Source organism: Oceanobacillus picturae (assembly GCF_000612865.1).
In the GTDB taxonomy this organism is placed as follows: Bacteria; Bacillota; Bacilli; order Bacillales; family Amphibacillaceae; genus Oceanobacillus_B; species Oceanobacillus_B jordanicus.
Genome location: NZ_CCAX010000001.1, coordinates 1,855,098 through 1,878,704, shown reverse-complemented (window position 1 = coordinate 1,878,704; position 23,607 = coordinate 1,855,098). Strand labels below are relative to the sequence as shown.

Annotated in this window: 22 protein-coding genes; 20 read left to right on the top strand and 2 right to left on the bottom strand. The window is 41.5% G+C overall.

What is annotated here, in order from left to right; genetic code table 11:
• Positions 1–13: 13 nt before the first annotated feature.
• Genes BN988_RS09485 through BN988_RS09460 form a run of 6 tightly spaced genes read left to right on the top strand, consistent with a single transcriptional unit; the run spans position 14 to position 5,924 of the window.
• Positions 14–1,312 (top strand): 6-phospho-beta-glucosidase, encoded by a 1,299-nt coding sequence (locus BN988_RS09485; protein ID WP_036575579.1) that lies wholly within the window; start codon positions 14–16, stop codon positions 1,310–1,312.
• A gap of 25 nt (positions 1,313–1,337) precedes the next feature.
• Complete coding sequence (locus BN988_RS09480; RefSeq protein WP_036575577.1) at positions 1,338–1,640, top strand: PTS sugar transporter subunit IIB; 303 nt, start codon at positions 1,338–1,340, stop codon at positions 1,638–1,640.
• A gap of 22 nt (positions 1,641–1,662) precedes the next feature.
• Complete coding sequence (gene celB / locus BN988_RS09475) at positions 1,663–2,949, top strand: PTS cellobiose transporter subunit IIC (RefSeq protein ID WP_036575575.1); 1,287 nt, start codon at positions 1,663–1,665, stop codon at positions 2,947–2,949.
• A 7-nt stretch (positions 2,950–2,956) separates the two neighbouring features.
• Positions 2,957–3,712 (top strand): chitin disaccharide deacetylase, encoded by a 756-nt coding sequence (chbG, locus tag BN988_RS09470; protein ID WP_036575573.1) that lies wholly within the window; start codon positions 2,957–2,959, stop codon positions 3,710–3,712.
• Positions 3,699–4,061 carry a PTS lactose/cellobiose transporter subunit IIA gene (locus BN988_RS09465; RefSeq protein WP_051557784.1) on the top strand — a complete coding sequence of 121 codons (363 nt, stop codon included), beginning with the start codon at positions 3,699–3,701 and terminating at the stop codon, positions 4,059–4,061. The genes chbG and BN988_RS09465 overlap by 14 nt, the downstream gene beginning before the upstream one ends.
• 21 nt (positions 4,062–4,082) lie before the next feature.
• Positions 4,083–5,924, top strand: coding sequence for an exo-beta-N-acetylmuramidase NamZ family protein (locus BN988_RS09460; protein ID WP_081779387.1), 1,842 nt, complete (start codon positions 4,083–4,085; stop codon positions 5,922–5,924).
• 265 nt (positions 5,925–6,189) lie between these two features.
• On the opposite strand, the gene BN988_RS09455 is transcribed toward BN988_RS09460, so the two are convergent.
• On the bottom strand, positions 6,190–7,584 hold the full coding sequence (locus BN988_RS09455; RefSeq protein WP_036575571.1) for an NAD-dependent succinate-semialdehyde dehydrogenase: 1,395 nt from the start codon (positions 7,582–7,584) through the stop codon (positions 6,190–6,192).
• A gap of 103 nt (positions 7,585–7,687) precedes the next feature.
• Positions 7,688–7,924 (bottom strand): hypothetical protein, encoded by a 237-nt coding sequence (locus tag BN988_RS09450; RefSeq protein ID WP_147380280.1) that lies wholly within the window; start codon positions 7,922–7,924, stop codon positions 7,688–7,690.
• Between the two features lie 239 nt (positions 7,925–8,163).
• On the opposite strand from BN988_RS09450, the gene manA reads away from it, so the two are divergent.
• From manA to BN988_RS09380, 14 genes are all read left to right on the top strand, one after another.
• Positions 8,164–9,120 (top strand): mannose-6-phosphate isomerase, class I, encoded by a 957-nt coding sequence (gene manA / locus BN988_RS09445; protein ID WP_036575567.1) that lies wholly within the window; start codon positions 8,164–8,166, stop codon positions 9,118–9,120.
• A gap of 77 nt (positions 9,121–9,197) precedes the next feature.
• Positions 9,198–10,289 carry a nitric oxide synthase oxygenase gene (locus BN988_RS09440; RefSeq protein WP_051557782.1) on the top strand — a complete coding sequence of 364 codons (1,092 nt, stop codon included), beginning with the start codon at positions 9,198–9,200 and terminating at the stop codon, positions 10,287–10,289.
• 156 nt (positions 10,290–10,445) lie between these two features.
• Entirely contained in the window at positions 10,446–11,369 is a 924-nt protein-coding gene (locus tag BN988_RS09435) for an ArsR/SmtB family transcription factor (RefSeq protein WP_036575565.1), read from the top strand.
• 240 nt (positions 11,370–11,609) lie between these two features.
• On the top strand, positions 11,610–12,908 hold the full coding sequence (locus BN988_RS09430; RefSeq protein ID WP_036575564.1) for an extracellular solute-binding protein: 1,299 nt from the start codon (positions 11,610–11,612) through the stop codon (positions 12,906–12,908).
• Positions 12,909–12,967: 59 nt separating this feature from the next.
• Complete coding sequence (locus BN988_RS09425) at positions 12,968–13,843, top strand: carbohydrate ABC transporter permease (RefSeq protein ID WP_036575562.1); 876 nt, start codon at positions 12,968–12,970, stop codon at positions 13,841–13,843.
• Positions 13,844–14,707, top strand: coding sequence for a carbohydrate ABC transporter permease (locus tag BN988_RS09420; RefSeq protein WP_036575560.1), 864 nt, complete (start codon positions 13,844–13,846; stop codon positions 14,705–14,707).
• 19 nt (positions 14,708–14,726) lie between these two features.
• Positions 14,727–16,505: a glycoside hydrolase family 2 protein gene (locus BN988_RS09415; RefSeq protein WP_231495208.1), complete on the top strand. Its 1,779-nt coding sequence runs from the start codon at positions 14,727–14,729 to the stop codon at positions 16,503–16,505.
• Between the two features lie 20 nt (positions 16,506–16,525).
• Positions 16,526–18,064, top strand: a complete 1,539-nt coding sequence (locus BN988_RS09410) for an arylsulfatase (RefSeq protein WP_051557780.1) — start codon at positions 16,526–16,528, stop codon at positions 18,062–18,064.
• A 220-nt stretch (positions 18,065–18,284) separates the two neighbouring features.
• Positions 18,285–19,289: a LacI family DNA-binding transcriptional regulator gene (locus tag BN988_RS09405; protein WP_036575559.1), complete on the top strand. Its 1,005-nt coding sequence runs from the start codon at positions 18,285–18,287 to the stop codon at positions 19,287–19,289.
• A gap of 23 nt (positions 19,290–19,312) precedes the next feature.
• Entirely contained in the window at positions 19,313–19,870 is a 558-nt protein-coding gene (hxlB, locus tag BN988_RS09400) for a 6-phospho-3-hexuloisomerase (RefSeq protein ID WP_036575557.1), read from the top strand.
• A 14-nt stretch (positions 19,871–19,884) separates the two neighbouring features.
• The gene (locus tag BN988_RS09395) at positions 19,885–20,514 is read left to right on the top strand and encodes a bifunctional 4-hydroxy-2-oxoglutarate aldolase/2-dehydro-3-deoxy-phosphogluconate aldolase (RefSeq protein ID WP_036575555.1); all 630 of its coding nucleotides are present in this window, start codon (positions 19,885–19,887) and stop codon (positions 20,512–20,514) included.
• A 162-nt stretch (positions 20,515–20,676) separates the two neighbouring features.
• Positions 20,677–21,696, top strand: a complete 1,020-nt coding sequence (locus tag BN988_RS09390; RefSeq protein WP_036575553.1) for a TRAP transporter substrate-binding protein — start codon at positions 20,677–20,679, stop codon at positions 21,694–21,696.
• A gap of 18 nt (positions 21,697–21,714) precedes the next feature.
• A complete protein-coding gene (locus tag BN988_RS09385) occupies positions 21,715–22,200 on the top strand; it encodes a TRAP transporter small permease (RefSeq protein WP_036575550.1) in 486 nt (161 codons plus the stop codon).
• A complete protein-coding gene (locus tag BN988_RS09380) occupies positions 22,200–23,486 on the top strand; it encodes a TRAP transporter large permease (RefSeq protein ID WP_036575547.1) in 1,287 nt (428 codons plus the stop codon). The genes BN988_RS09385 and BN988_RS09380 overlap by 1 nt, the downstream gene beginning before the upstream one ends.
• Positions 23,487–23,607 lie beyond the last annotated feature (121 nt).

Here is a 23,607-nt window from a genome sequence, read left to right as displayed (position 1 = left end):
AAGGAGGAATCCTTTGGAACCTATCAAAGTAACAGTAATAGGTGGAGGTTCATCATATACTCCAGAGCTTTTGGAAGGGTTGCTTGCGGAAGCTGACGTGCTCTCAATAAAGGAAATATGGATGGTGGATATCCCACAAGGAGAGCGAAAGCTGCAGATCATGGATGCGCTGGCAAAACGCATGGTAAAAAAGTCCAAGCACGACATTAAGATCGTTTCTACATTGGATAGACGTGCTGCAATTAAGGGAGCAACCTATGTCATTACGCAAATAAGAGTAGGGCAGTTAGAAATGCGTCGACATGATGAATACATCTCAATTAAGCATGGGGTTATTGGACAGGAAACGACTGGAGCAGGAGGGTTTATGAAAGCACTTCGTACCATCCCGGTTATATTAGGTATTTGCAAGGAAATGGAAGAGCTTGCTCCAGATGCCTGGCTGTTAAATTTTACGAATCCTGCAGGCATCGTTACAGAGGCTGTGTTAAAACACTCTACTATTAAAGTGGTGGGGCTTTGCAATAATCCGATTAATTATTATAAGAAGTTCGCGAACACGTATGATGTAGCGATGGATGAGGTGCGGATTAATTTCATCGGTATTAATCATTTAATTTGGATAACCGGATTGTATATTAAAGGAAAATCACACATTCAGGATGTTTTGACAGGTAAATCTGCCAGTTATGAGGCTGCAAACATACCTGACTTTGGCTGGGACCATGACTTTCTGCAGTCCCTCGGGGCAATACCTTGTGGCTATCATAAGTATTACTACCAAACGGACACAATTCTGCAGAAACAGCTTTTAGAATATGAAAAAAATGAAACACGAGCAGATCAAGTCAAAAAAGTGGAAGCAGAATTGTTTGAGCTATATCAAAACCCAGGATTAGATAAAAAACCTAAAGCCTTGGAACAACGAGGTGGCGCTTATTATTCGGAAGCAGCAGTTCGGCTCATTCGTGATATTCATTTAAACACCCAACAGGTTCATACATTAAATGTGCGCAATAATGGTGCGATATCCTGCCTGCCGGATGATGTTTGTGTGGAGATCAATTGTGTTGTTGAGAACCATCAGATTACACCACTGCAAACGTTGGAGCCACCAGCCCAAATCCGAGGATTACTACAAGTCGTAAAGGCTTATGAAGAATTGACAGTAGAAGCAGCCGTAACGGGAGATAAGGGAATTGCGGTTCAAGCCTTAACCATACACCCGCTTATCCCATCAGCGGAGAAGGCTAAGCAAATTTTAGAGGAAATGCTGGCAGTTAACGAGCCCTATCTAAATTGGCAAGTATAAATTTTTCTATTATGGAGGTGAAGAGATGAAAATCACATTATTATGCGCGCTTGGAATGAGTACAAGTTTACTTGTTAAGAAGATGAACCAGGAAGCTGAAAACCAGTCAATTGATGCGGAAATTGAAGCACACTCTGTGGATGATCTTGAAAAGCAGCTCAAGACAGCAGATGTCCTGTTAATTGGTCCGCAAATTCGTTACAAGAAAAACGCATTGTTTAAGCAGGCAGAGGAAGCCGGTGTCCCTATTGCAATCATTGATATGAAAGCATATGGCACGCTCAATGGGAAAGCAGTATTAGAGCAAGCATTGGCTTTGAAAAAATAAAGAAACAAAGGGGAGAAGGTCTATGAAAGGGTTTCAAGCATTTATGGAACGTTATTTTATGCCTGTGGCTGGAAAATTGGCGGAGCAGCGCCATTTAAAAGCGGTGCGTGATGGGATTATTGCTGTTATGCCATTATTGATCATTGGTAGTATCTTTTTAATTATTTCCTCACCACCTTACAAACCATGGGCAGAATTTATGGCACCATTTGCAGCTTCGCTTAGCATCCCGGTAGACGCAACATTCGGGTTGCTTGGCTTGATTGCTGTCTTTTCCATTGCCTATAATCTGGCTAAAAGCTACGGCATGGATGGTCTTTCAGCAGGTGTGTTAAGTACTGCAGCATTTTTTGTCGCAACCCCTTTAACAGAGGAAGGAAATATTCCGCTTAACCTAATGGGGAGTGAAGGACTATTTATTGCCATCTTGCTGGCCATTATCACAGTAGAGATCTTTCGCTTTTTCGAAAAACGAAACATTGTGATCCGCATGCCAGACACTGTACCACCATCCGTATGGCGAGCCTTTACAGCGCTCATACCCGGTGCGGTGATCATAACCTTGGTATGGGGAGTCGATCTATTACTTCGATCTAGCTGGGATTTATCATTGCATGGAATTGTTGGAGCGGTGCTACGTGAACCACTGCAAATGCTTGGTGGGAGCTTCTGGGGAGCTATGATCGCCATTTTACTTATTCACCTGCTTTGGTCTTTTGGGATTCATGGAATTTCTGTTGTAGCAAGTGTTATGGCACCAATTTGGTATAGCCTAACAGATGAAAATATTGCAGCACAGCGAGCAGGAGAAGAACTTCCACACATAGTTGGCCAGCCTTATATGGCGATTTGGTGGGCAGTCGGGGGATCGGGCATGGCGTTGGCACTTACATTGCTCTTTCTGTTCCTGGCAAAATCCAAGCATCTTAAAGGACTTGGCAGAGGATCAATCGGAGCAAGTATTTTTAATATTAGTGAGCCAGTTATCTTTGGTGCACCAGTTGTCATGAACCCGTTATTAATCATTCCGTTTATTCTAGCACCGCTCGCAGTTGGTATTATAACGTATTTCTCCATGTCGATCGGTTTAGTTGGGAAGCCCTATGTTATAGTGCCATGGACCATGCCACCACCTTTATCCGGGATTTTAACGACAGGTGATTTTCGTGGAGGTATTCTCATGCTCGTCAATATTGCGGTAGCGATGTTTATCTACTTCCCGTTCTTTAAATTATATGATAAGCAGCTTCTAAAAGAGGAAGAAGAGAGAAAAGAAACAGCTGCGGCAGCTAAGGAAGAGGAGGCGTAACACGTTCATGCAGCAAAGCAAAAGACAAGTAATCGTCAATGCAGATGATTTTGGGATGACACCAGGCGTGACAGCGGGCATTTTATATGCACATCAATTTGGGATCGTTACAAGCACGACGGCTATGGTGAACACCGCCTTTGCCAAACAGGCAGTTGAACTTGCCAAGGGGCATCCAAATTTAGGCGTTGGATTGCATTTTGTATTGGATGCCGGGAAACCAATCTCCCGGCATGTCCCAAGTCTAGTAGATGCGGGTGGGTCCTTTTTAAAAGGGGAAGTACTAGGAAATTCTGCCAGAAAAGAAGAGATAAAGATGGAATTACTTGCGCAGCTTGATTTACTGCTACAATGGTATCCGCATGTTACCCATATAGACAGTCATCACCATAAGCATTTGCATATCCCACAAGTGCTGGAAGCTGTACTGGAGGTTGCCGAGGAGTACAGACTACCAGTGAGGTCTTTTTCAAAAAATAGCTGGCAGAAGGTGAGAAGTACGGATTATCTGCATTATGATTTTTATGAAGAAACTGTTCAACCTGCTTTTTTGGAAAATCTCATTACTTCCACTGAGGAGGGCGTGAGTGAAATCATGTGCCATCCAGCATTTTTGGATACATGGCTTTTAGAAAGAAGCAGTTACACCGAGACGCGGATGAAGGAGCTCGAACTTCTAACAGACAAAAACGTGAAGCACCTCTTTACTTCTGAATCTATTGAGCTCATACATTTTGGAGGAATACATGATGAACATAAATAATTTATCGATGCAAATTATCTTGCATGCTGGGAATGCCAAGGCGATTTTACACGAAGCGTTAGAAAAAGCAAGGACTGGAAATTTCTCTGAAACAGATCAATTGCTCAAAGAAGCTTCTGATGAACTCCTTAAAGCGCACAAGGTGCAAACCTCCTTTATTCAAGAAGACGCACAAGAAAAGTTAGGCGTTCTCCCTGTCATATTAGTACATGCCCAAGATCACCTTATGACCGTAATGTCCGAAAAAACACTTATAGAAGAAATGATGTACCTGTATAAAAGGCAAGATAGACTGGAGCGAATGGTAGAGAAGTGGATGGCTACAAAGGAGATGGAGAAGTTTGATTAATCTTAGTTAGGGGTGTTTTTTATGAAACGACGTCATATCTTAGTACTTTGTTTTGTATTACTCTTTAGCCTGTTTGGGGGAGGGAGTAATCATCGTGTAGAAGCTAGCCAAACAAGTAAGAAAAAAGCGAGTGTTAAGCCGGGAGTAGAGGTGTTAATGGAAGACCATTTAGATTGGCTGGAGGGAAAACGTGTTGGCCTTATCACGAACCCAACGGGAGTAGACCATGAATTGAACAGTACAATTGACTTACTTTACGAACATCCTGACGTTAATTTAACCGCGTTATTCGGGGCTGAGCATGGCATAAGAGGGGACCAGGAGGCAGGCGAATATGTCGAATCCTATATTGATGAGGAAACAGGACTACCCGTTTATAGTTTATATGGATCAACCTGGAAGCCAACTGAGGAAATGCTGGAAGAAGTAGATGTTCTTTTATTTGATATTCAGGACATTGGTTCTAATGTGTATACCTATATTTATACACTTGGATTTGCTATGGAGGCTGCAGGTGAGATGGATAAGGAGCTCATTGTCCTTGATAGGCCAAATCCAATTGGTGGAGAGAGGGTTGAAGGGCCACTTCGTTCAGCGGAGGCCGTGAGCTTTATGGGGAGATTCCTCCTGCCTGTCAGACATGGAATGACGCCAGGTGAATTGGCAACAATGTGGAACCATGAGTATAGCATGGGCGTTGATTTGAAAGTTGCTGAAATGAAAGGCTGGAAGCGGGACATGCATTTTGACAATACGGGACTTCCTTGGATACTCCCATCGCCCAATATTCCAACACAGGAATCCGCCTACCTTTATGCTGGAACTGAACTTGTCGATGACACAACGCTTTCTACAGGTCTTGGCACTACCAAACCATTTGAACAGGTAGGTGCTCCGTGGATCGACGCTGAAGCGCTTGCTGAGGAAATGAAAAGTCGAGAATTAGCTGGTGTAAATTTCCGCCCAGCATACTATACACCGATGTTTGGAAAGTATGAAGGCGAGCGAGTAGCAGGTGTACAGGTCCATATAACGGATCCGTCCTCCATCAATTTGGTTGCACTTGGTTTACATTTAGTCGATGCCATGAGAGATCAAAATCCTGAGGAATTTGACATGACAGCAAGCTATACCAATCTGATTGGCGATCCGGAAGTACCTCAAATGATTCTCGATGACATGCCAGTATCACAAATTATGGCATCATGGAAAGAGGAACAACAGGAGTGGGTAAGCGAGGTAAGGAACCAATATTTAATGTATGGCTCTTATCCGAAGGGAGCGAAACCATATAAAAAGCAAGCGGTTCTTGGGATCTTTCCACTTGATTTAACTGCCGCACCAGGAGAGCCTGTGGATTTAACAGTAAAAGGCTATGACAAAAACGGAGAAAAGATGACGATTGCTCAAGAGGAGGTGGATTGGGAATTAAATGGACTGGACGGCAATATTGAGAATGGCACATTTATAGCGGGTCAGGACGGGTCGGGGATTGTACGTGCTTTTTATGAAAAGTTAAAAGCAGAACGTCCTGCTGTTATTTCAACGCCTTTGCTGGAAAACATTCGCTTCGGTCTCCAGTCAGGTTATTCTAGAGTCGTGCTCGACCTAAATAAAACAATAACCAATTATGAAATAGAAAGAGGAGAGGATCGTCTGTTTATAAAAGTTCCGTACGGGGGAATACAAGGACAGTTAGATTCGAACGGAGGAACGATCCAGATAAATAACAGTCCAGTGCTGTCCCAAATAGATTATTATACGGAAGAGGATTTCATCGTAGTAGAGCTACATGTAGATGGAGACGTTGCATATGAGACGCCTAGTTTTTCATCTAGAATCGTAGTTGACCTGCAACATTAAAAAAACCAAGCCTGAGCTACTAGATAGTTGCTCAGGCTTGGTTTTTGTTTTGGAGTTACTTTTTGAAAAGTTGGCTGATGATTCACTATCATGCCTGTGGCTTCAAATGCGCCTCTGTCGCTTCAGTTTCTAGCGTTCACGCTTCATAATGTGTCGCTGTCGCTTCAGTTTCTAGTATTCACGCTTCAGAATGCGCCTCTGTCGCTTCAGTTTCTAGTATTCACGCTTCAGAATGCGTCTGCCATGATTCGCCCCCAAAATCAACTTATTCAAAATCACCAATTGAAATATATTTTGTTTCCAAGTATGGCTCGATTCCTTCAAGTCCACCTTCACGGCCGAGACCACTTTCCTTCATACCGCCGAATGGGGCATGTGCTGCAGATGGACCGCCATCGTTCCAACCGAGAATACCATACTCAAGCTGCTCGCTTAGATACGTACCTGTTTTATAATTGTTCGTAAAGTAGTAGGCAGCAAGGCCAAAGGGTGTATCGTTCGCTATTTCAATGGCTTCGTCTATCTCTTTAAAGGTAGTAATTGGAGCAACTGGGCCAAAGGTTTCCTCATGCATAATATCCATGTCGGTTGTGACATTTTTTAATACGGTAGGGTGGACGAAGAAGTAACCTTTCTCTTGGTTTGCATCATATTCGTCACCAAGTAGTATCTCCGCACCCTTTTGCTTCGCATCTTTTACATGGGCCACGATTTTATCATAGCCATCTTCATTAATAATCGGCCCGATCCCTACATTTTCTTCTAGACCGTTACCAACTTTAAGCTTTCTTGTTTCTTCGACGAGCTTTTCAGCAAATTCGTCTACTACATCTTCATGGACAATAATCCGATTTGCACTGACACAGGTTTGGCCAGCGTTACGGAATTTGGTAGCAATGGTTTGTTTTGCCGCTAGATCTAAATCCGCATCTTTTGCTACGATAAGGGGCGCATGGCCGCCAAGCTCCATTGTTGCATTTTTTACAGTGCTGGCACTACCCTCAATTAATTTTTTACCGACTGAAGTGGAGCCTGTGAACGTGATTTTGCGCACATATTCACTTTCGGTAAACAGTTTGCCAATTTCACTTCCGGAACCAGAAACGTATTGAATAACATCCTCGGGGATTCCGGCTTCATGTGCAAGCTCAATTACTTTAATGCCGGATAGCGGAGTTTCTGATGCAGGCTTGACTACAAAGGTACAGCCAGCTGCCAAAGCAGGTGCAGCTTTTCGCGTCATCATTGCCGCCGGGAAGTTCCACGGGGTGATCGCTGCAACCAATCCGATCGGTTCCTTCTGCACAATAATGCGCTTGGATTCCGTGTTAGCAGGGACAGTGCGTCCATAAACCCGTTTTGCTTCCTCTGCATACCACTCGATAAAGCTAGCGGCATAGGCTACTTCTCCTTCTGACTCTTTCAAAGGCTTTCCGTTTTCTAATGTCATAAGTTCCGCAATTTCTTGCTTGTTTTCATGTAATTTAGATGCCCAGGCATTTAAGAGGCGTGCACGCTCATGGGCATTAACTTTTTTCCATGAAGCAAAGCTTTCCTTCCCTTTACGCAATGCTTCGGTTACTTCCTCTTCCGTGAATTTTTTAATTTCTTTAATGAGTTCCCCTGTTGCGGGATTCATTACTTTTATCATATCTGCCAAGATTATTCACTCCTTTAAAATTGTTCCTATCCAGTTAATTCCCTTTTTTAAGTAATTAAAAACAAAAAACAGTCCTATCAAAATGAGGACTGTTTGATTATGCTTATAAGACACCACTATCCATCATGTCGACAACATCATCAATGGAAAATTCTTTGCCTTCTAATATGTTTTTCTTCTTTTCTTCAATGGATGAGGGTTGCATTGGTACCTTTAATGGCTGCTTTGATTCCTGCACAAGCGAAATGGTATAAACCTTCCCTTCCATTTTAAAAAGGGCGTTATCTTTTTCGATAATTGTTTGTAAAAACTTTTCTTCATTCTCATTTAACCGCTTCACTTCAGGCACCTTCCCTCTAAATAACTATATATAGTAATAGTTGTTTACCCCAGTTTAGATTTCGTTAAACCTTTTCTTTATACATTTCGTTAAAAACTTTTATTTCTGAGCGTGCACCGACCAATATGTTGAAAGGCTATAGAAAGAAAAGAAGCAAACAGAGCACACATTATCTCTATATTTTCATTCTGACTTTGCTATAATGAATGCAGAGAAAATAAGAGAGTGGAGGTTTTTAGATGTATAATGCACCGATATTTTTACAACCCGTTTTACAGGAAAGAATCTGGGGAGGACAGAAGCTGCAACAACTCTATCAATATGAGCTTCCATCTGCACAGACAGGAGAGGCGTGGGTGATTTCTGCCCATCCAAACGGTCCCAGTATAATTCGGAATGGACCTTTAGAGGGAAAAACACTTGCAGATGCCTGGGAGAAGCATGGAGAGCTTTTTAATAAAAACCAGGATAATGTAGAAGCGTACCCACTGCTAGTAAAAGTATTAGACGCTAATGACGACCTTTCTGTTCAAGTGCATCCAGATGATAGGTTTGCTCGTGAGGAAGAAGGGGAGCCTTATGGGAAAACCGAGTGCTGGTATGTGCTAGAGGCAGAGCCAGGCGCTGAACTAGTATTAGGCCATCATGCCAAAACAAAGGCAGAACTAGAAGATATGATAGATGAGGGAAAATGGAATAACCTCCTCCAATACATACCCGTTAAAGCAGGCGATTTTGTCTATGTGCCAAGTGGGACAATCCATGCGATCGGCAAGGGTATTGTGATACTAGAAACACAGCAAAGCTCGGATATCACATACCGGGTCTACGATTACGACAGAACGGATGCCAAAGGGGACACAAGGGAGTTGCATTTAGAACGTGCAAAACAGGTTACTACCGTTCCTCATAAAACTCCTGAGTTGACGAAACAGAAAGAGCAAGACGAAGGGTTTCTTTCCACAAAGCTTGTAGAGGAGAAGTATTTTACAGTGTATCACTGGAAGCTTGACGGACAGGTACAGCGGAAATTGGACGTTGATTTCCTGCAATGCAGTGTGATAGCGGGGAAAGCGGAAATTACCATTCAAGGGGAGACCTTCCCAGTGGAAAAAGGAGAGCATTTTATCCTGCCAAATGGTGTGACAGACTATCAGATTTCTGGAAAAGCAGAATGGATTGTATCCCACACGTAATTGTCGAACTCCCGTCACAAAAAAAGCGCCTATGTTTGGTAAAATGGAGCAAAGAGATCGCTTAAGGGAGAACAGAGATGAATCTATCAGAACGTATGCAGGAAGCTGACTATTATATTTTTAATGTATATAAAGAGCTCGGTAAAGCAGAAGAGGAAATAGAGGAACGTCGTACTGTGGTCCAACAAGAACTTAAAGAAACAGGGACATATGTTCAGACTACAGAGGAGCTGACACAAGGGGCTAAGATTGCATGGCGAAACAACAATCACTGTATTGGAAGGTTGTTTTGGGACAAGCTCGAGGTTGTGGATGCAAGACATGTAACATCTGAGGATGCTGTTTTTCAAGCATTGTTTACCCATATAGAACAGGCGACGAATAACGGCAGGATTAAGCCTCGTATTACTATTTTTCCGCCTGAGTATAATGGAGAAACCCCCGTGCGGATCTGGAATCACCAATTATTTCGCTATGCAGGGTATCAAACAGAGGATGGAATAGTGGGAGATCCTGCGTCGCTTGCTTTTACGGAGAAGTGTCAGCAGTTAGGCTGGCAGGGAGAAGGTACAGCCTTTGATTTATTGCCAATTGTGGTGCAGATAGGCAATGACGCACCAACCTATAGAGAAATACCAGAGGAGCTTGTTTTAGAAGTACCAATTCGCCATCCGGATTTTTCTATCTTTCATCACTTGGAAGTAAAATGGTATGCGGTCCCAATTATATCAGATATGTTTTTAGAAATTGGTGGCATTAAGTATCCGGCTGCTCCTTTTAATGGCTGGTATATGGGAACAGAGATTGGTGCCAGAAACCTTGCAGATGAGAACCGCTATAACCTGCTCCCACATGTTGCCAAACAGTTAGGTCTCAATACAAAGCATTTAAACACATTATGGAAAGACCGCGCACTTGTAGAGTTAAATGTAGCAGTATTGGATTCTTATAAAAAACATGGTGTAGCAATTGTGGATCACCATACTGCCGCAAAGCAATTTAAAGTGTTTGAGAACAATGAAAAAAAGGCCGGACGAACTGTTACAGGAAAATGGGCCTGGCTAATCCCGCCACTTTCGCCGGCAACAACGCATATTTTTCATAAGCCGTTTGACAACACCGTCAACAAGCCAAACTATTTTTATCGAGACAAGACTATATATGAATGATGAAAAGACAGCTTCCTGGCTGTCTTTCCTTATTTCAAAGGATCTGAAGTAGAAATCGTACCATTGTTTTAAATAATATAGTATGATGAGAATATTAAAACAGTTTTTGTGTATTAATACAAAATATCTAAGGTGAATGGGTGGGGGGAAGATAATATGTTGGAATTATCAATCAACGAAGCTGAACGGTTAAGGATAGTGGCGCACGCACTATCATCTGAGATTCGATTGCAAATGATAAATTTGCTGAATTCTGGTAATATGAATATCCATCAGTTGGCCCAAGCACTTAACATACCGGTTTCTACTGCTGCCTCTCACGTAAAGGTGTTAGAACAATCCGCATTGATTCAAACAGAATTAAGACCTGCCAGCAGAGGGGCAATGAAGGTTTGTACGAGGAACTTCGATGACATACATATTCAATTAAACGAGAAAACAGGCTTTGATATCACAAATAAAAGTTATGAGCTGGAAATGCCTATTGGTCAATATACAGATTTTCATGTTGCTCCTACTTGCGGAATGGCAAGTCAGGATGCGTTTCTTATACCAGAGGATGAACCTGTTCATTTTTATAGTCCTGAACGTTCTAAAGCGCAGATCATGTGGACTCGTAAAGGATATTTCGAATATAAGTTTCCGATTGTTATCCCCCATGGAGCAGTGGTGAAATCAGTGGATATTTCTATGGAGATATGCTCTGAAGCGCCGAACTATGATCATAATTGGCCATCGGACATAACGTTATGGCTTAATGGGATAGATATAGGAACATGGACAAGTCCAGGAGATTATGGAAACCGACCTGGAAAGTTAAATCCTTCCTATTGGTCTGAAACGACAAGCACTCAATATGGCACACTCAAGACTTGGAGCGTTACCGAAACGAAGACTATGATTGACAGCTTTCACCTTTCAAACTGTGGAATAAAGGACCTTGCACTGTTAGATAGTGACTTTTTGTCGGTAAAAGTCGGGATAAAGGAAGACGCAGTTCATAAAGGTGGGATGAATCTATTTGGCAAGGAATTTGGGGATTATGCACAGGATATTAAATTAAAAATCGATTTCTTGTAAAGCGCAATTCTCAATATCGGATAAAAAACGACTCTCTTATTCAGGGAGTCGTTTTTTTGTGACAGCAACTTTGTATTTAAATATAACATTTAGAAGGGAAGCTTTGAATTCTTTCTATGACCTTATTATTTACTTTAAATATTTATTGACTTTTCAGAAATGTAAGCGTATTATTTGTTTTAAGTTACAGAAAATCAAGTTTAATACATAATTTATGTATTAATGAAAGGAGGGCATTTAATGATAAAAAAGACTTTCCTATTGTTGAGTTTTTTCGTAATGGTACTAATGATCACCGCTTGCTCCGGTCTAGATAGACTCGTAAGTGGGAATAGCGCTGACGTTCCGGAGGGCGCTACAGAAATTGTGATGTGGAATTTATTTGCCGGAGGAGATGCCGCATACATGCAGGAAATTGTAGATAAATACAATAACAGCCAAGATACGTATTTTATTAATAACGTCCAACAGGAGTATGAAGAATATTATACAAAATTACTAACGAGTCTTGGTGCAGGGAAGGGGCCCGATATCGCTGTGTCACATGCACATACCTTGCCAGAGTTGGTAAATCTGGATGTGGTGGAAAAGCTGGATAGTTTGGCAGAAGAGGTTGGGATTGACTGGAGTGAATATAACAAAAATATTTTGGAAAGTACCATGTTTGATAACCAGCATTATGCAATTCCAATTGATACACATCCACATATCTTCTACATCAACAACGAGCTTGTAGGAGAGGCGGGGCTTTTGAATGATGATGGGACTTTGAAAATGGACAAAACACCTTCTGGTTACCGAGAATTTTTTAATACATTAAAAAATGAGTTGCCTGAGGGTAAGTTCCCGTTTGCCTTTGTGACAGCTGGGGTGGATAGCTTTCGCCATTGGTGGTCGTACTATAGCCAGCTTGGCGGGGAACATATCGTGACAGAAGATCTAGAAAATCCGACTTACGCTCTAGATACAGAGAAAGCAATTGAGGCAGCAGAATACATGCTTAAATTCTGGTATGAAGATGAAGTTATTCCATTAAATCTGGCTGACTTTTATAGCGATTTTCAATCAGGCAAAGCTGCTACGATTGCGACAGGCGTCTGGTCAACTGGTACGTGGGAAAATACAGAGGGTTTGGAGATTACTGCCATGCCACTCCCAAATATCTTTGGTGAGAAAGGAGCATGGGGTGGTTCCCATACGCTTGTGATTCCTTCCTATGAAGAGACAGACCCAGTAAAACAAAAGGGCGCTTTAGAGTTTATGAACTATGCAGCTGATGAAGGTGCGATCTGGGCAAAGGCCGGTCATATCCCCGCAAAGGATACAGTAGTGGAGTCCGAAGCATTTCAGGAGATGCCCTATCGAGAGGATTACGCACAGACTGCGGACTACATTAATTTTATGGATCGGACCATTTATGCAAGAGCAATTAACGACATCATGGTTCGGAATCTAGATTTAATTTGGACGAAAGAGGTAACACCTGAAGAAGGATTCCAACTTGTTGAAACTGAGGTAAAAGATTTAATTGCCGATTAATTTCACGCTCGTTCCAATTATCATTTCGGAAAAATGAAGTGTAATGAGGGGGTTTAGCTATGAACAAAAAAGTATGGATTCAGGATATGAAAGCGATACCATTTTTGCTTCCGTTTTTACTTGCTTACTTAATCTTTACTATTTTCCCTATTTTCAAGGGACTGGAAATGAGTCTTTATGATTGGAATCTCGTCCGAAAGATGGAGTTTGTTGGATTAGAAAATTACGCGGAGATGGTGCAAGATCCAAATTTTTGGCAGACATTATGGAATACGACATTATTTGTTATGTTGACAACTCCTACCATGGTACTTCTTGCGCTTGGATTGTCCCTATTGGCTAATTTAAATACGAAGCTTAGAACATTTTTTCGTGGCTCTTTTTTCATTCCGAGCATTCTCTCGGTTGCCGTCATTTCTTTTTTGGCGATCTTTATGCTGCAACCATATACCGGTCTCGTAAATACCGTACTCCAGAGTATAGGGTTTAATGCCGAGCCATTTTGGATGGCGGACAAAGGGTTGGCTTGGGTTAGTATTGTTGTGGTGACACTTTGGTGGTCTGTTGGATTTAATATGATCTTGTTCCTTACCAGCCTGCAGGATATTCCAGATGCCCTCTATGAGGCAAGCGAAATTGATGGAGCATCAAGGTGGAAGCAATTCCGCTATATTACCTTACCGCAACTAATACCAATTGGGCGGGTAGTAATCTTATTGCAAATCCTTGCCTCGTACAAAGTATTTGCTCAAATTCTGTTGATAACCGGAGGAGGGCCAGGTGGAGCAACACGACCACTAATTCAGTATATCTACGAAATAGGTTTTACACAGAATAACCTTGGATATGCGGCCACCATGTCTTATGCACTGTTTTTCATCCTGCTTATATTATCGGTTATTCAATTAAAAAACCAGAGAATGGAGGAAAAATAAATGGCTGCAAAGACTACCTCAAATAGCAGGAGAGCGCTTGATCGAAATCGAGATCCGTTTCTTAAAGGGAAAATAACGATAGGGATCGTTGTCTCCATTTTATTTATTGCGCCAATCATATGGATGCTCTTTGTTTCGATAAAACCGGATGGATTTTCTACATCTACACCAATTGAATGGTTTCTTCCACCGTATACCATTTCAAACTATATTACGATTATTATGGATAGTTTGATACTGCGCTGGTTGTTTAATAGTTTCTTTGTAGCATTTGTTACAACCATTCTAACATTAATTATTACCTCCCTAGCGGCGTTTGCTATTTCGCAAATGAAGTTCCGATTTAAGAATTTTATCTTTATTTTCTTTTTATTGGGTCTGATGATACCAGGAGAGGCTACTATTATTCCTCTCTATGAAATAGTAAAAAATATGAACTTAATTGATTCCTATAGTGGCCTGATTCTACCAATGATTGCATCGCCGCTCGGCGTAATCATTTTAAAGAGTTTTTTTGATAATGTGCCTAAAGAAATTATTGAAAGTGCTATTATCGATGGCTGCTCTTACTTTAAGTTGTTTTATAAAATTGTCCTTCCATTGGCAAAACCAGCAATTGCAGCGATTGGTATCTTTACCTTTATTGGTTCTTGGAATAACTTCCTATGGCCTTACCTTTCCATATTATCTGAAACGTTATATACATTGCCTGTAGGATTACCAGTATTTAATTCTACCTATTCACAGGCATATGTTTTACCTATGACGGCGAATGCAATTGCCTCGATTCCAGTTATCATTGCATTTTTGCTTTTTGAAAAACAAATTGTTAAAGGGATTAGCTTTACAGGAATAAAAGGTTAAAAAGAGGAGCGTGTATACAATGAAAGAAGCAACGATGAAGGCAGGAAAAACGTATCAACGAACAGAATATCCCCGTCCCCAGTTTCAAAGGGATGCGTGGATGAATCTAAATGGAAAATGGAAGTTTGCTTTTGATGATGAAAACAAAGGAGAGCAGGGAAGATGGTTTGATCAATACACCTACCCTTCGGAAATCATAGTACCATTTACGTATGAAACAAAAGCAAGTGGGATTGGAGAGGAGGCCTTCCATCCTTATGTATGGTATAGCCGCACATTTTTGATTCCGGAAGAGGAAATAGGCAAACGGACGGTTCTACGATTTCAGGCTTCCGATTATATAACGAAGGTCTGGGTAAATGGTTCCTATATTGGTCAGCATACTGGAGGGAATGCCGCTTTTTCCTTTGATATTACAAAAGCAGTGGACAGTGCGAGCGAGAATGAACTAACTGTTAAAGTTGAAGATAGTCAAAGTTGTGTCCAACCGAGGGGGAAACAGAGGTGGATCAATGAGAATTTTGGTTGTTGGTATGTGCAAAATACAGGAATATGGCAAACCGTATGGTTAGAATTTCTAGAAGAAAATAGCTTAGACCATGTGAAGATAACACCTAAAGTCGATTCCAATTCTGTAGTATTTGATTATACATTACATGGAGAATTACCAAGGAATAGCAGGTTGGAAACCGTGATCTCCTTTAATGGGAAGCAAGTCAAACAGTTTACTACGGTTCTTGATCGAAGCACTTTTCACTTAGAAGTAGATTTGGCGGCTGATATTCATGAGTGGAAAGTCCTGCATTGGTCACCAGAGCACCCTAATCTTTATGATGTTAAGTTTCGTTTATATGTGGATGACGTGTTAAAGGATGAAGTAGATTCTTATTTTGGAATGCGTAAGATATCCATTAAAGACGGTAAAGTCTTGCTCAATAATGTGCCAATCTATCAAAAGTTACTGCTTGATCAAGGGTATTGGCCGGATACTATGCTGACCCCGCCTTCTGATGAAGCGATACTTGAAGATATCGATAAGACGCTTGCGATGGGATATAACGGAGTGCGCAAACACCAGAAGATTGAGGATGATCGATTCCTGTATTGGTGTGATAAGAAAGGTTTGCTCGTGTGGTCAGAAATGGCTGCCACCTATGAGTTTTCCGATCAAGCGGTAGAGAATTTTACAAAGGAATGGCTGGATATTGTGCAGCAACATTATAATCATCCCTCCATCATAACTTGGGTGCCATTTAATGAGTCATGGGGCGTTCCGCATATCTTCAAAGACAAACAACAACAAGCATTTACGGAGTCCATCTATTATTTAACTAAATCATTAGACGCAGAGCGGCCGGTAATCGTGAACGATGGTTGGGAACACACTGTTTCTGACATTATTGCTCTCCATGACTATGAGGAGTCAGGAAAGACATTATATGAGAGATATAAAGATATGGATGCCATTCTACAAAACAAGATTCCACACAACAATCATCGCTACGCGTTTGCTGAAGGGTATCAATACAAGGGGCAGCCCATCATGTTAACAGAATATGGTGGTATAGCTTTTAAGGACGAAAGTGGTTGGGGATACGGAAATCAAGTCTCAACTGAGGAAGAATTTTTGAAACGCTATAAGGAAACAACCGATGCTATAAAAGCTATCCCAGAGATCAGTGGTTACTGTTATACGCAAACAACCGATGTTCAACAGGAGATCAATGGCTTGCTAAAGGAAAACAGGGAACCGAAAATAGCCATGGAAAAAATCAAGCAAGTAAATGATGCAACATAATAGGTACGGGAGGACGTAGCATGACAAAGAATAAACCTAATATTGTACTGATTTTAGCTGATGATTTAGGATTTTCCGATCTTGGTTGTTTTGGCGGAGAGATTCAGACACCCAATCTCGACCAGTTGGCTACCGGAGGGCTCCGTTTTACACAATATTATAATTCGGCACGCTGCTGCCCAAGCAGGGCCTCTCTGCTAAGTGGCCTGTACCCACATCAAGCGGGTGTTGGGGAAATGGATGAAGACAGAGAAACACCAGGCTACCGTGGATATTTAAAGGATCAGTGTGTCACACTTGCTGAAGTATTAAAAGACAGTGGATACCATACGTATCTTTCAGGGAAATGGCATGTCGGAGAAAGAGGCCCGATTGAACGTGGGTTTGATGAATTTTATGGTTTGTTCGGAGGCTTCACTAGTTTTTGGAACCAACCGGATTACATCCGTTTGCCAAAAGGACGCGCCAAGCGAGAGTATTCGGATGATGAATTTTATGCAACCGATGCTATTACAGACCATGCTTTGGATTTTATTCAGGAAGCACGTCAGGATGAAAAGCCATATTTTCTTTACTTATCTTACAATGCTCCTCATTTTCCTTTACAAGCACCGAAGGAAGATATAGCGAAATATGAACAGGTATATGAAAAAGGCTGGGATCATATACGAGAAAGCCGGCTAGCTAGGATGAAAAAGCTAGGAATTGTTCCCTCGGATACTGCATTGACACCACGTTCAGAGTATTGGGATAGAGACCGCGAAATTCAAGGAGTCAATCCTGCCTGGGATGCCATAGACCCGGACAGACAGAAGGACTTGGCAAAAAGAATGGCAATCTACGCAGCAATGATTGATCGAATGGATCAGAATATAGGAAGAGTGATAGACGATCTAAAGGAAAAGGGAGAACTGGATAACACTCTTGTATTATTTTGTTCCGATAATGGAGCTTGTGCAGAGTGGGATCCATGGGGATTTGATGATTGGATTACAACCTCTAATTTCTTGCATCGTAAAGAAGATTTGGATCGGATGGGGCAGCAAGATTCCTATCACAGTTACGGATCAGGTTGGGCCAACGCATGTAGTACACCGCTTCGTCTATACAAACATTATGGACATGAAGGAGGCATCAGTACACCGCTAATCGCACACTGGCCACAAGAAGTAACTCGTAATGGTGAAATTGATCATCGACCAGGACATTTCATTGATTTTATGGCAACATTTGTAGATATTACTGGAGCATCCTACCCACAAGTGTACAACAGCCATAACATCCTCCCTATGGAAGGTGAGAGTTTGTTGCCCGCATTTTATGGTGAAGCAGCAGAGGAGCGGATCTTCTGCTTTGAGCATGAGCAACACTGTGGTATCCGTAAAGGGAAGTGGAAATTATCAAAGATTAAAGAAATGGACTGGGAGCTATACGATATCGAAAACGACCGAACCGAGCTTCATAACCTCCGAGATACTTATCCAGATTTAGTGGAAGAAATGAAAAAAATTTGGCAAGAATGGGCAAAGCGTACTGACGTATACCCTCGTTTTAACTAAGTAAGTAAGTGAAAGGGAGACCATTTTAATAAAAGGTCTTCCTTTTTTGTGTTTAACAAGCTAATAGATTAATTCAATCCTCAACAAGTAAACCTCCCATCCTCATCGAAAAATTAATTTCATAAAAACGCTTGTAAAACGCTTACAGTTATTTTATACTGAACCTAAATCGATTTAGTAAACCGGTTTAGTAGATATTAAACAATTAGGAGAATGAAAAATGAAAACGATAACGATGGCGGATGTTGCTCAGCATGCAGGTGTTTCCAAGAGTACAGTCTCTCAATATGTGAATCAACGTTATGATTACATGGGGGAGAAGACAAAGGAACGCGTGGAAAAGGCCATAGCAGAATTAGGATATAGTCCAAATATTATAGCCAGAAGCTTGAAGCAGAAATCAACGACCACGATTGGCGTTATCGTTGCCAACATTCTTCACGTTTTTTCTACACAGGTTATTCGAGCTATTGAAGACTTTTGTAATGAAGCGAATTTTCATATTATCGTCTGTAATGCAGATGACGATCCTATTAAAGAAAAAAAATATATGGACATGCTGCGTGCCAAACAGGTAGATGGCATTATTGTTTTTCCGACTGGTGGAAATCTAGCATTATATCAGCAGCTTGTGCAAGATAATTATCCCATCGTTTTTGTTGATAGAATGGTCCCAGAAGTTGAGGTTAACACCGTGTTACTGGATAACGAAAAGGCTGTCAGAATGGGGGTTGACCTGCTGGTGGAAAAAGGGTACCAACGAATTGGAATGGTTACCCCGCCACTGGAAGAGAGTGTTACCCCAAGACTGGAAAGGGTCAGTGGATTCAAGCAGGCCTTAAAAGCCAATAATCAAAACTTTGATCCGAATTTGTTGGTCAGTGAGGAGATTGAAAACATCAGAATAAAGCTTGATGAATTGTTGCAGCAACCACAAAGGCCTGACGCAATTTTAGCAGTGAATGACCGTGTGCTCTTTGAGATTCTTCATTATATAAAAGAAAAAAAGTTGAGCATACCTGATGATTTGGGCGTGATTGGTATTGACGATGTCACATTCGCTAGCTTCTATAGTCCATCACTAACTACGATAGCGCAGCCTGCATTTGAAATGGGAAAAAAAACGGCCGAGCTATTGTTGAATCGGATTCAAAATAAAACACAGGAAAAGGAAACAAAAATATATCGATTTGAACCACTATTAATGCAGCGAGACTCTTGCTAACAACTTTTGGGAGGATGGTTAGGATGAAAAATATAATCGAAACGATTGGTACTGAAATAAAAACAGTTTTAGAGAATGTAAGTCCAGAAGAAACAAAGGAATTAGCAGATAAACTGGAAAAGGCTGATCGCATATTTGTTGCAGGTACTGGTCGTTCTGGACTAGTTGGCAAAATGTTTGCAATGCGCATGATGCACAGTGAATACCCGATCTATGTTGTCGGCGAAACAATCACACCAAGTATTGCCACAAATGATCTTCTGTTGCTCATATCAGGCTCGGGATCTACAGGTTCCCTAAAGCAATATGGCGAAAAGGCAAAAGAAATAGGCGCACAGGTAGCCCTTGTGACGACAAATAAGAATTCGGCAATAGGGAAGCTAAGTGATGTGACTGTAACGATTCCTTCGGCAACGAAGAAGCGGCTTCCTCAAGAACCAGCTACCATCCAACCGCTTGGTAGTCAATTTGATCAGTCTGCCCATTTATTGCTTGATGCCATTGTCGTCTATTTGCTAGAAAACAAACCTGCTGGCCAGGATAATACGAAACTTAATCAAGTGCACGCCAATTTGGAATAGAGAGGGATGAATGTATGAACATTTTAGAGCAAATCAAACAACATAAGATAGTAGCGGTTATTCGTCACGCGGATGAACAAAATATCGTTCCAATTCTTAATGCTTTAGCTGCTGGAGGGGTTTTTGCGGTAGAAATCACTGCGGAGACACCGAATGTACAGCGCATTATCGAGGTTGCTGTAAAGGAAGGACCAAATGATATGATCATCGGTGCAGGTACCGTTCTCGATCCGGAAACAGCACGAACTGTCATTATGGCAGGGGCACAGTTTATTGTTTCTCCCACATTAAATGTAGAGACATTGAAATTAACGAATCGCTATCATATTGAAACAATACCAGGTGTGTTAACACCTACTGAAATTCAAACAGCGTATGAGCATGGGGCAAACATGGTGAAAATTTTCCCTGCAGATACTTTCGGGCCTGGTTATATAAAGAATATTCGCGGACCTCTCCCACATGTGGAAGCAATGGTAACAGGGGGAATCAACCTAGACAATATGAACGAATATCTAGCAAATGGAAGTGCTGCCGTGGGGATTGGTAGTAATTTAGTTAATGCGAAAGCGTTAACAAATGAAGGAGCTTATACGGAATTGACGGACCGGGCAAGAGCATTTGTTTTACGTAAGGAATCTTAGCTAGAAGCTGTAAAGACGTTGCTAACATTTTGCTAAAAGAAGAGCGAATGCGCGTAATTCTAAAAATTCTTCAGCAAAAAGAGTATGAATCCTACAGGAGAATGGTGCCATGAATGCAGAAGGTGGACACTATTCTCCCTAAATGAACAAGGGGTGTATGGAATGCGAAACAAGAGATCTTTTTTAATCTTAATTGTAATCGCTGCCATTTTAACATTGGCTGGCTGTGCAAATGAGGCTAGTGGTAGTGAAGACGGTAAAATAAAAATTATTGCAGCACATAACCAAACAGCACCAGAAAACCCATACCAAACAGGCATGCTTAAATTCAAAGAAGTAGCAGAAGAACTTTCCAACGGAACGATTGAGGTGGAGGTGCATGCTGGAACGATTGGTACCGAAGAGTCAGAGCTTGTAGAAAAATTAGAACTAGGTGCGGCTGACGTGGTACTCGCATCACCTGGTTTCATGACACAAACGGGAATTAGAGAAGTCGATCTATTTTCCGCTCCATATCTGTTCAAGGATTATGATCATTGGTTAAACGTGGTGGATGGAGAAGTTGGTCAGCAAATGGGTGAACTAATTAATGAAAAGTCCAATAACTCTTTCAAACTATTAGGCTATTGGTCTGCTGGGGTTAGACATTTTTATGGGAAAAAACCGATTGAATCTACGGAAGACCTAAAAGGTGTTTCGATTCGAACACAGACATCTGGCGTAATTGGGGACTTCTGGAAAGAGCTTGGCGCAATCCCATCAAGTATTTCTTGGGGAGAGCTATACCAAGGGTTACAACAGGATGTAGTAGATAGCTCGGAAAATGCCTACCCATTCTTCGTACAGCAGTCCCACCATGCTACACCAAATGGGAAATTCATTACGGAAACAGCACATGATTTTACAACAAGGTTCTTATTAATTAACGGAGAAAAATTTGATAACTACTCACAAGAGCATCAGGATATTATTATGAAGGCCGCTGAAGCATCGGTGAAGGCGGAAAGAGAAGCGACAAATCAACAGGACGTGGATTATAAAGAAAAGGCAATAGAGGAAGGCGCTACGGTGAATGAAATTGATAGACAACCATTTATTGATATCGCCACACCGATTATAGATGAATTTGCTAAAGAAATTGAGGTAGAAGATCTGTTAGAACAAATTAGAGCTGCAGAGTAAATGTGGGGAGGTTTGGAGATGAAACGTTTTGTTCAGGCACTGGAGAAAATACAAATCACATTAGGCATCGTATTTTTATGCATGTTTTTCCTTGTGATCTTACTACAAATTGCAACAAGGTATATGGGCGTATCTGTCATCTGGACGGAAGAGGTGGCCAATTATACGTTTATCTGGGCAGTATTTATGGGGGCAGCTGTCATGGTGAACCGAAGAGAGCATTTTAACTTTGACATGCTGCGAACAAAGTTAAAAGGAAAGAAACGACTTTCTATAAGCATTATTAGTGACCTCGTTTTAATTGGATTCCATGTCGTTATATTCCTGCTTGGCATCCAAATCGTCATGGAGTTTTGGAATTACACATGGGCTACCCTTCCTGAGATGAAGATGGGATATGTTTGGCTATCCATTCCGGTCATGGCTGGGACAATGTTGCTTTATTCCATCACCCATCTGATGGAACATATGAAAGCATGGAAAGCGAAGGAGGTAACGGAATAATGGGATTTCTTTTATTGGGAATGTTTATCGTACTGATGTTGATTGGCGTTCCAATCGCTTTTGTTATCGGGATTGTCGCCTTAATTGGTATTTTCGGTATTCCGTATACACCTGAAGCAACGGTCGCGATGAAGATGGTAAATGGACTCGACTCCTTCGTCTTGCTCGCAGTACCTTTATTTATTTTGGCAGCGAACTTAATGAATTCTGGAAAGATCTCGGAAAAATTAATTCAGCTTGCACTTGCAATGGTAGGAAGAGTTCGTGGTGGTCTTGCTCACGCAAATATTTTGGTCTCCATGATGTTCGCTGGAGTATCCGGTGCATCCCAGGCTGATACGGCAGGTGTAGGGAAAATCCTCATACCAAGTATGTTGAAAAATGGCTATGACAAGGAGACTGCGGTTGGCGTTACTGCTGCATCTTCTACAGTCGGAGTGGTCATTCCACCTAGCATTCCGATGATCATATTCGCTGGGCTAACAAATGCTTCGATTGGCGGGCTTTTTCTCGGAGGAATCATACCAGGGATTTTAATCGGTCTATCTATGATGGTATTCATCTACATTATTGCGGTAAAACGTAATTACCCGAAAGCAGAGAAAACGGAACTTAAGGCATTTGGTAAGCTAGCTTTGGAAGCGCTCCCGGCACTCTTTACACCAATCATTATCATTGGTGGCATTATTTCCGGGTTTTTCACAGCAACAGAGGCAGCAGCTGTAGCTTCCCTTTACACGCTTTTCATCTGCATGTTCTATTATAAAACATTAAAGCTAAAGCATTTACCAAAAATTCTGATGGATACATTGGCATTAAGCTCGCTTTCCTTATTTGCACTAGCTGCAGCAAGCGCTCTTGGTGAGTTAATGAGCTACTATCAGCTCGGAACAATGGCACAGGAGTTTTTCACAGATAATATCGGTGCGAAATGGCTATTTATCGTTGTCATTATTGCATTCTTCCTATTTGTAGGTACGTTTATGGATGCAATTCCTGCCATGATCCTGTTTGTTCCAGTTATTCTACCGACAGCAGTGGAGTTTGGAATCGATCCAATTCACTTAGGATTAATTGTGGTTATCACGCTTGCTATCGGGCTCATCACACCGCCATATGGATTATGTTTGTTACTGGCAGCGAAAATTGGAAACATGTCGACTGAACGCTCTTTCGTCGCGGTTTTACCGTATATTGCTATTGTTCTTGTCGTGCTGGTGTTTATCGCGTTCTTCCCAGACATTGCATTCTTTATTCCAAAACTCATTAATCCATCATTATTTTAAAAATACTTTCGATACTGGTTTAGAGAGATTGGGACAAGCACGATCTGGTTGATATGCCATATAACAGGGTACATTAGTTTGATAGATAGTAAAACAGCGATAAACAAAAGGAGCAGATGAT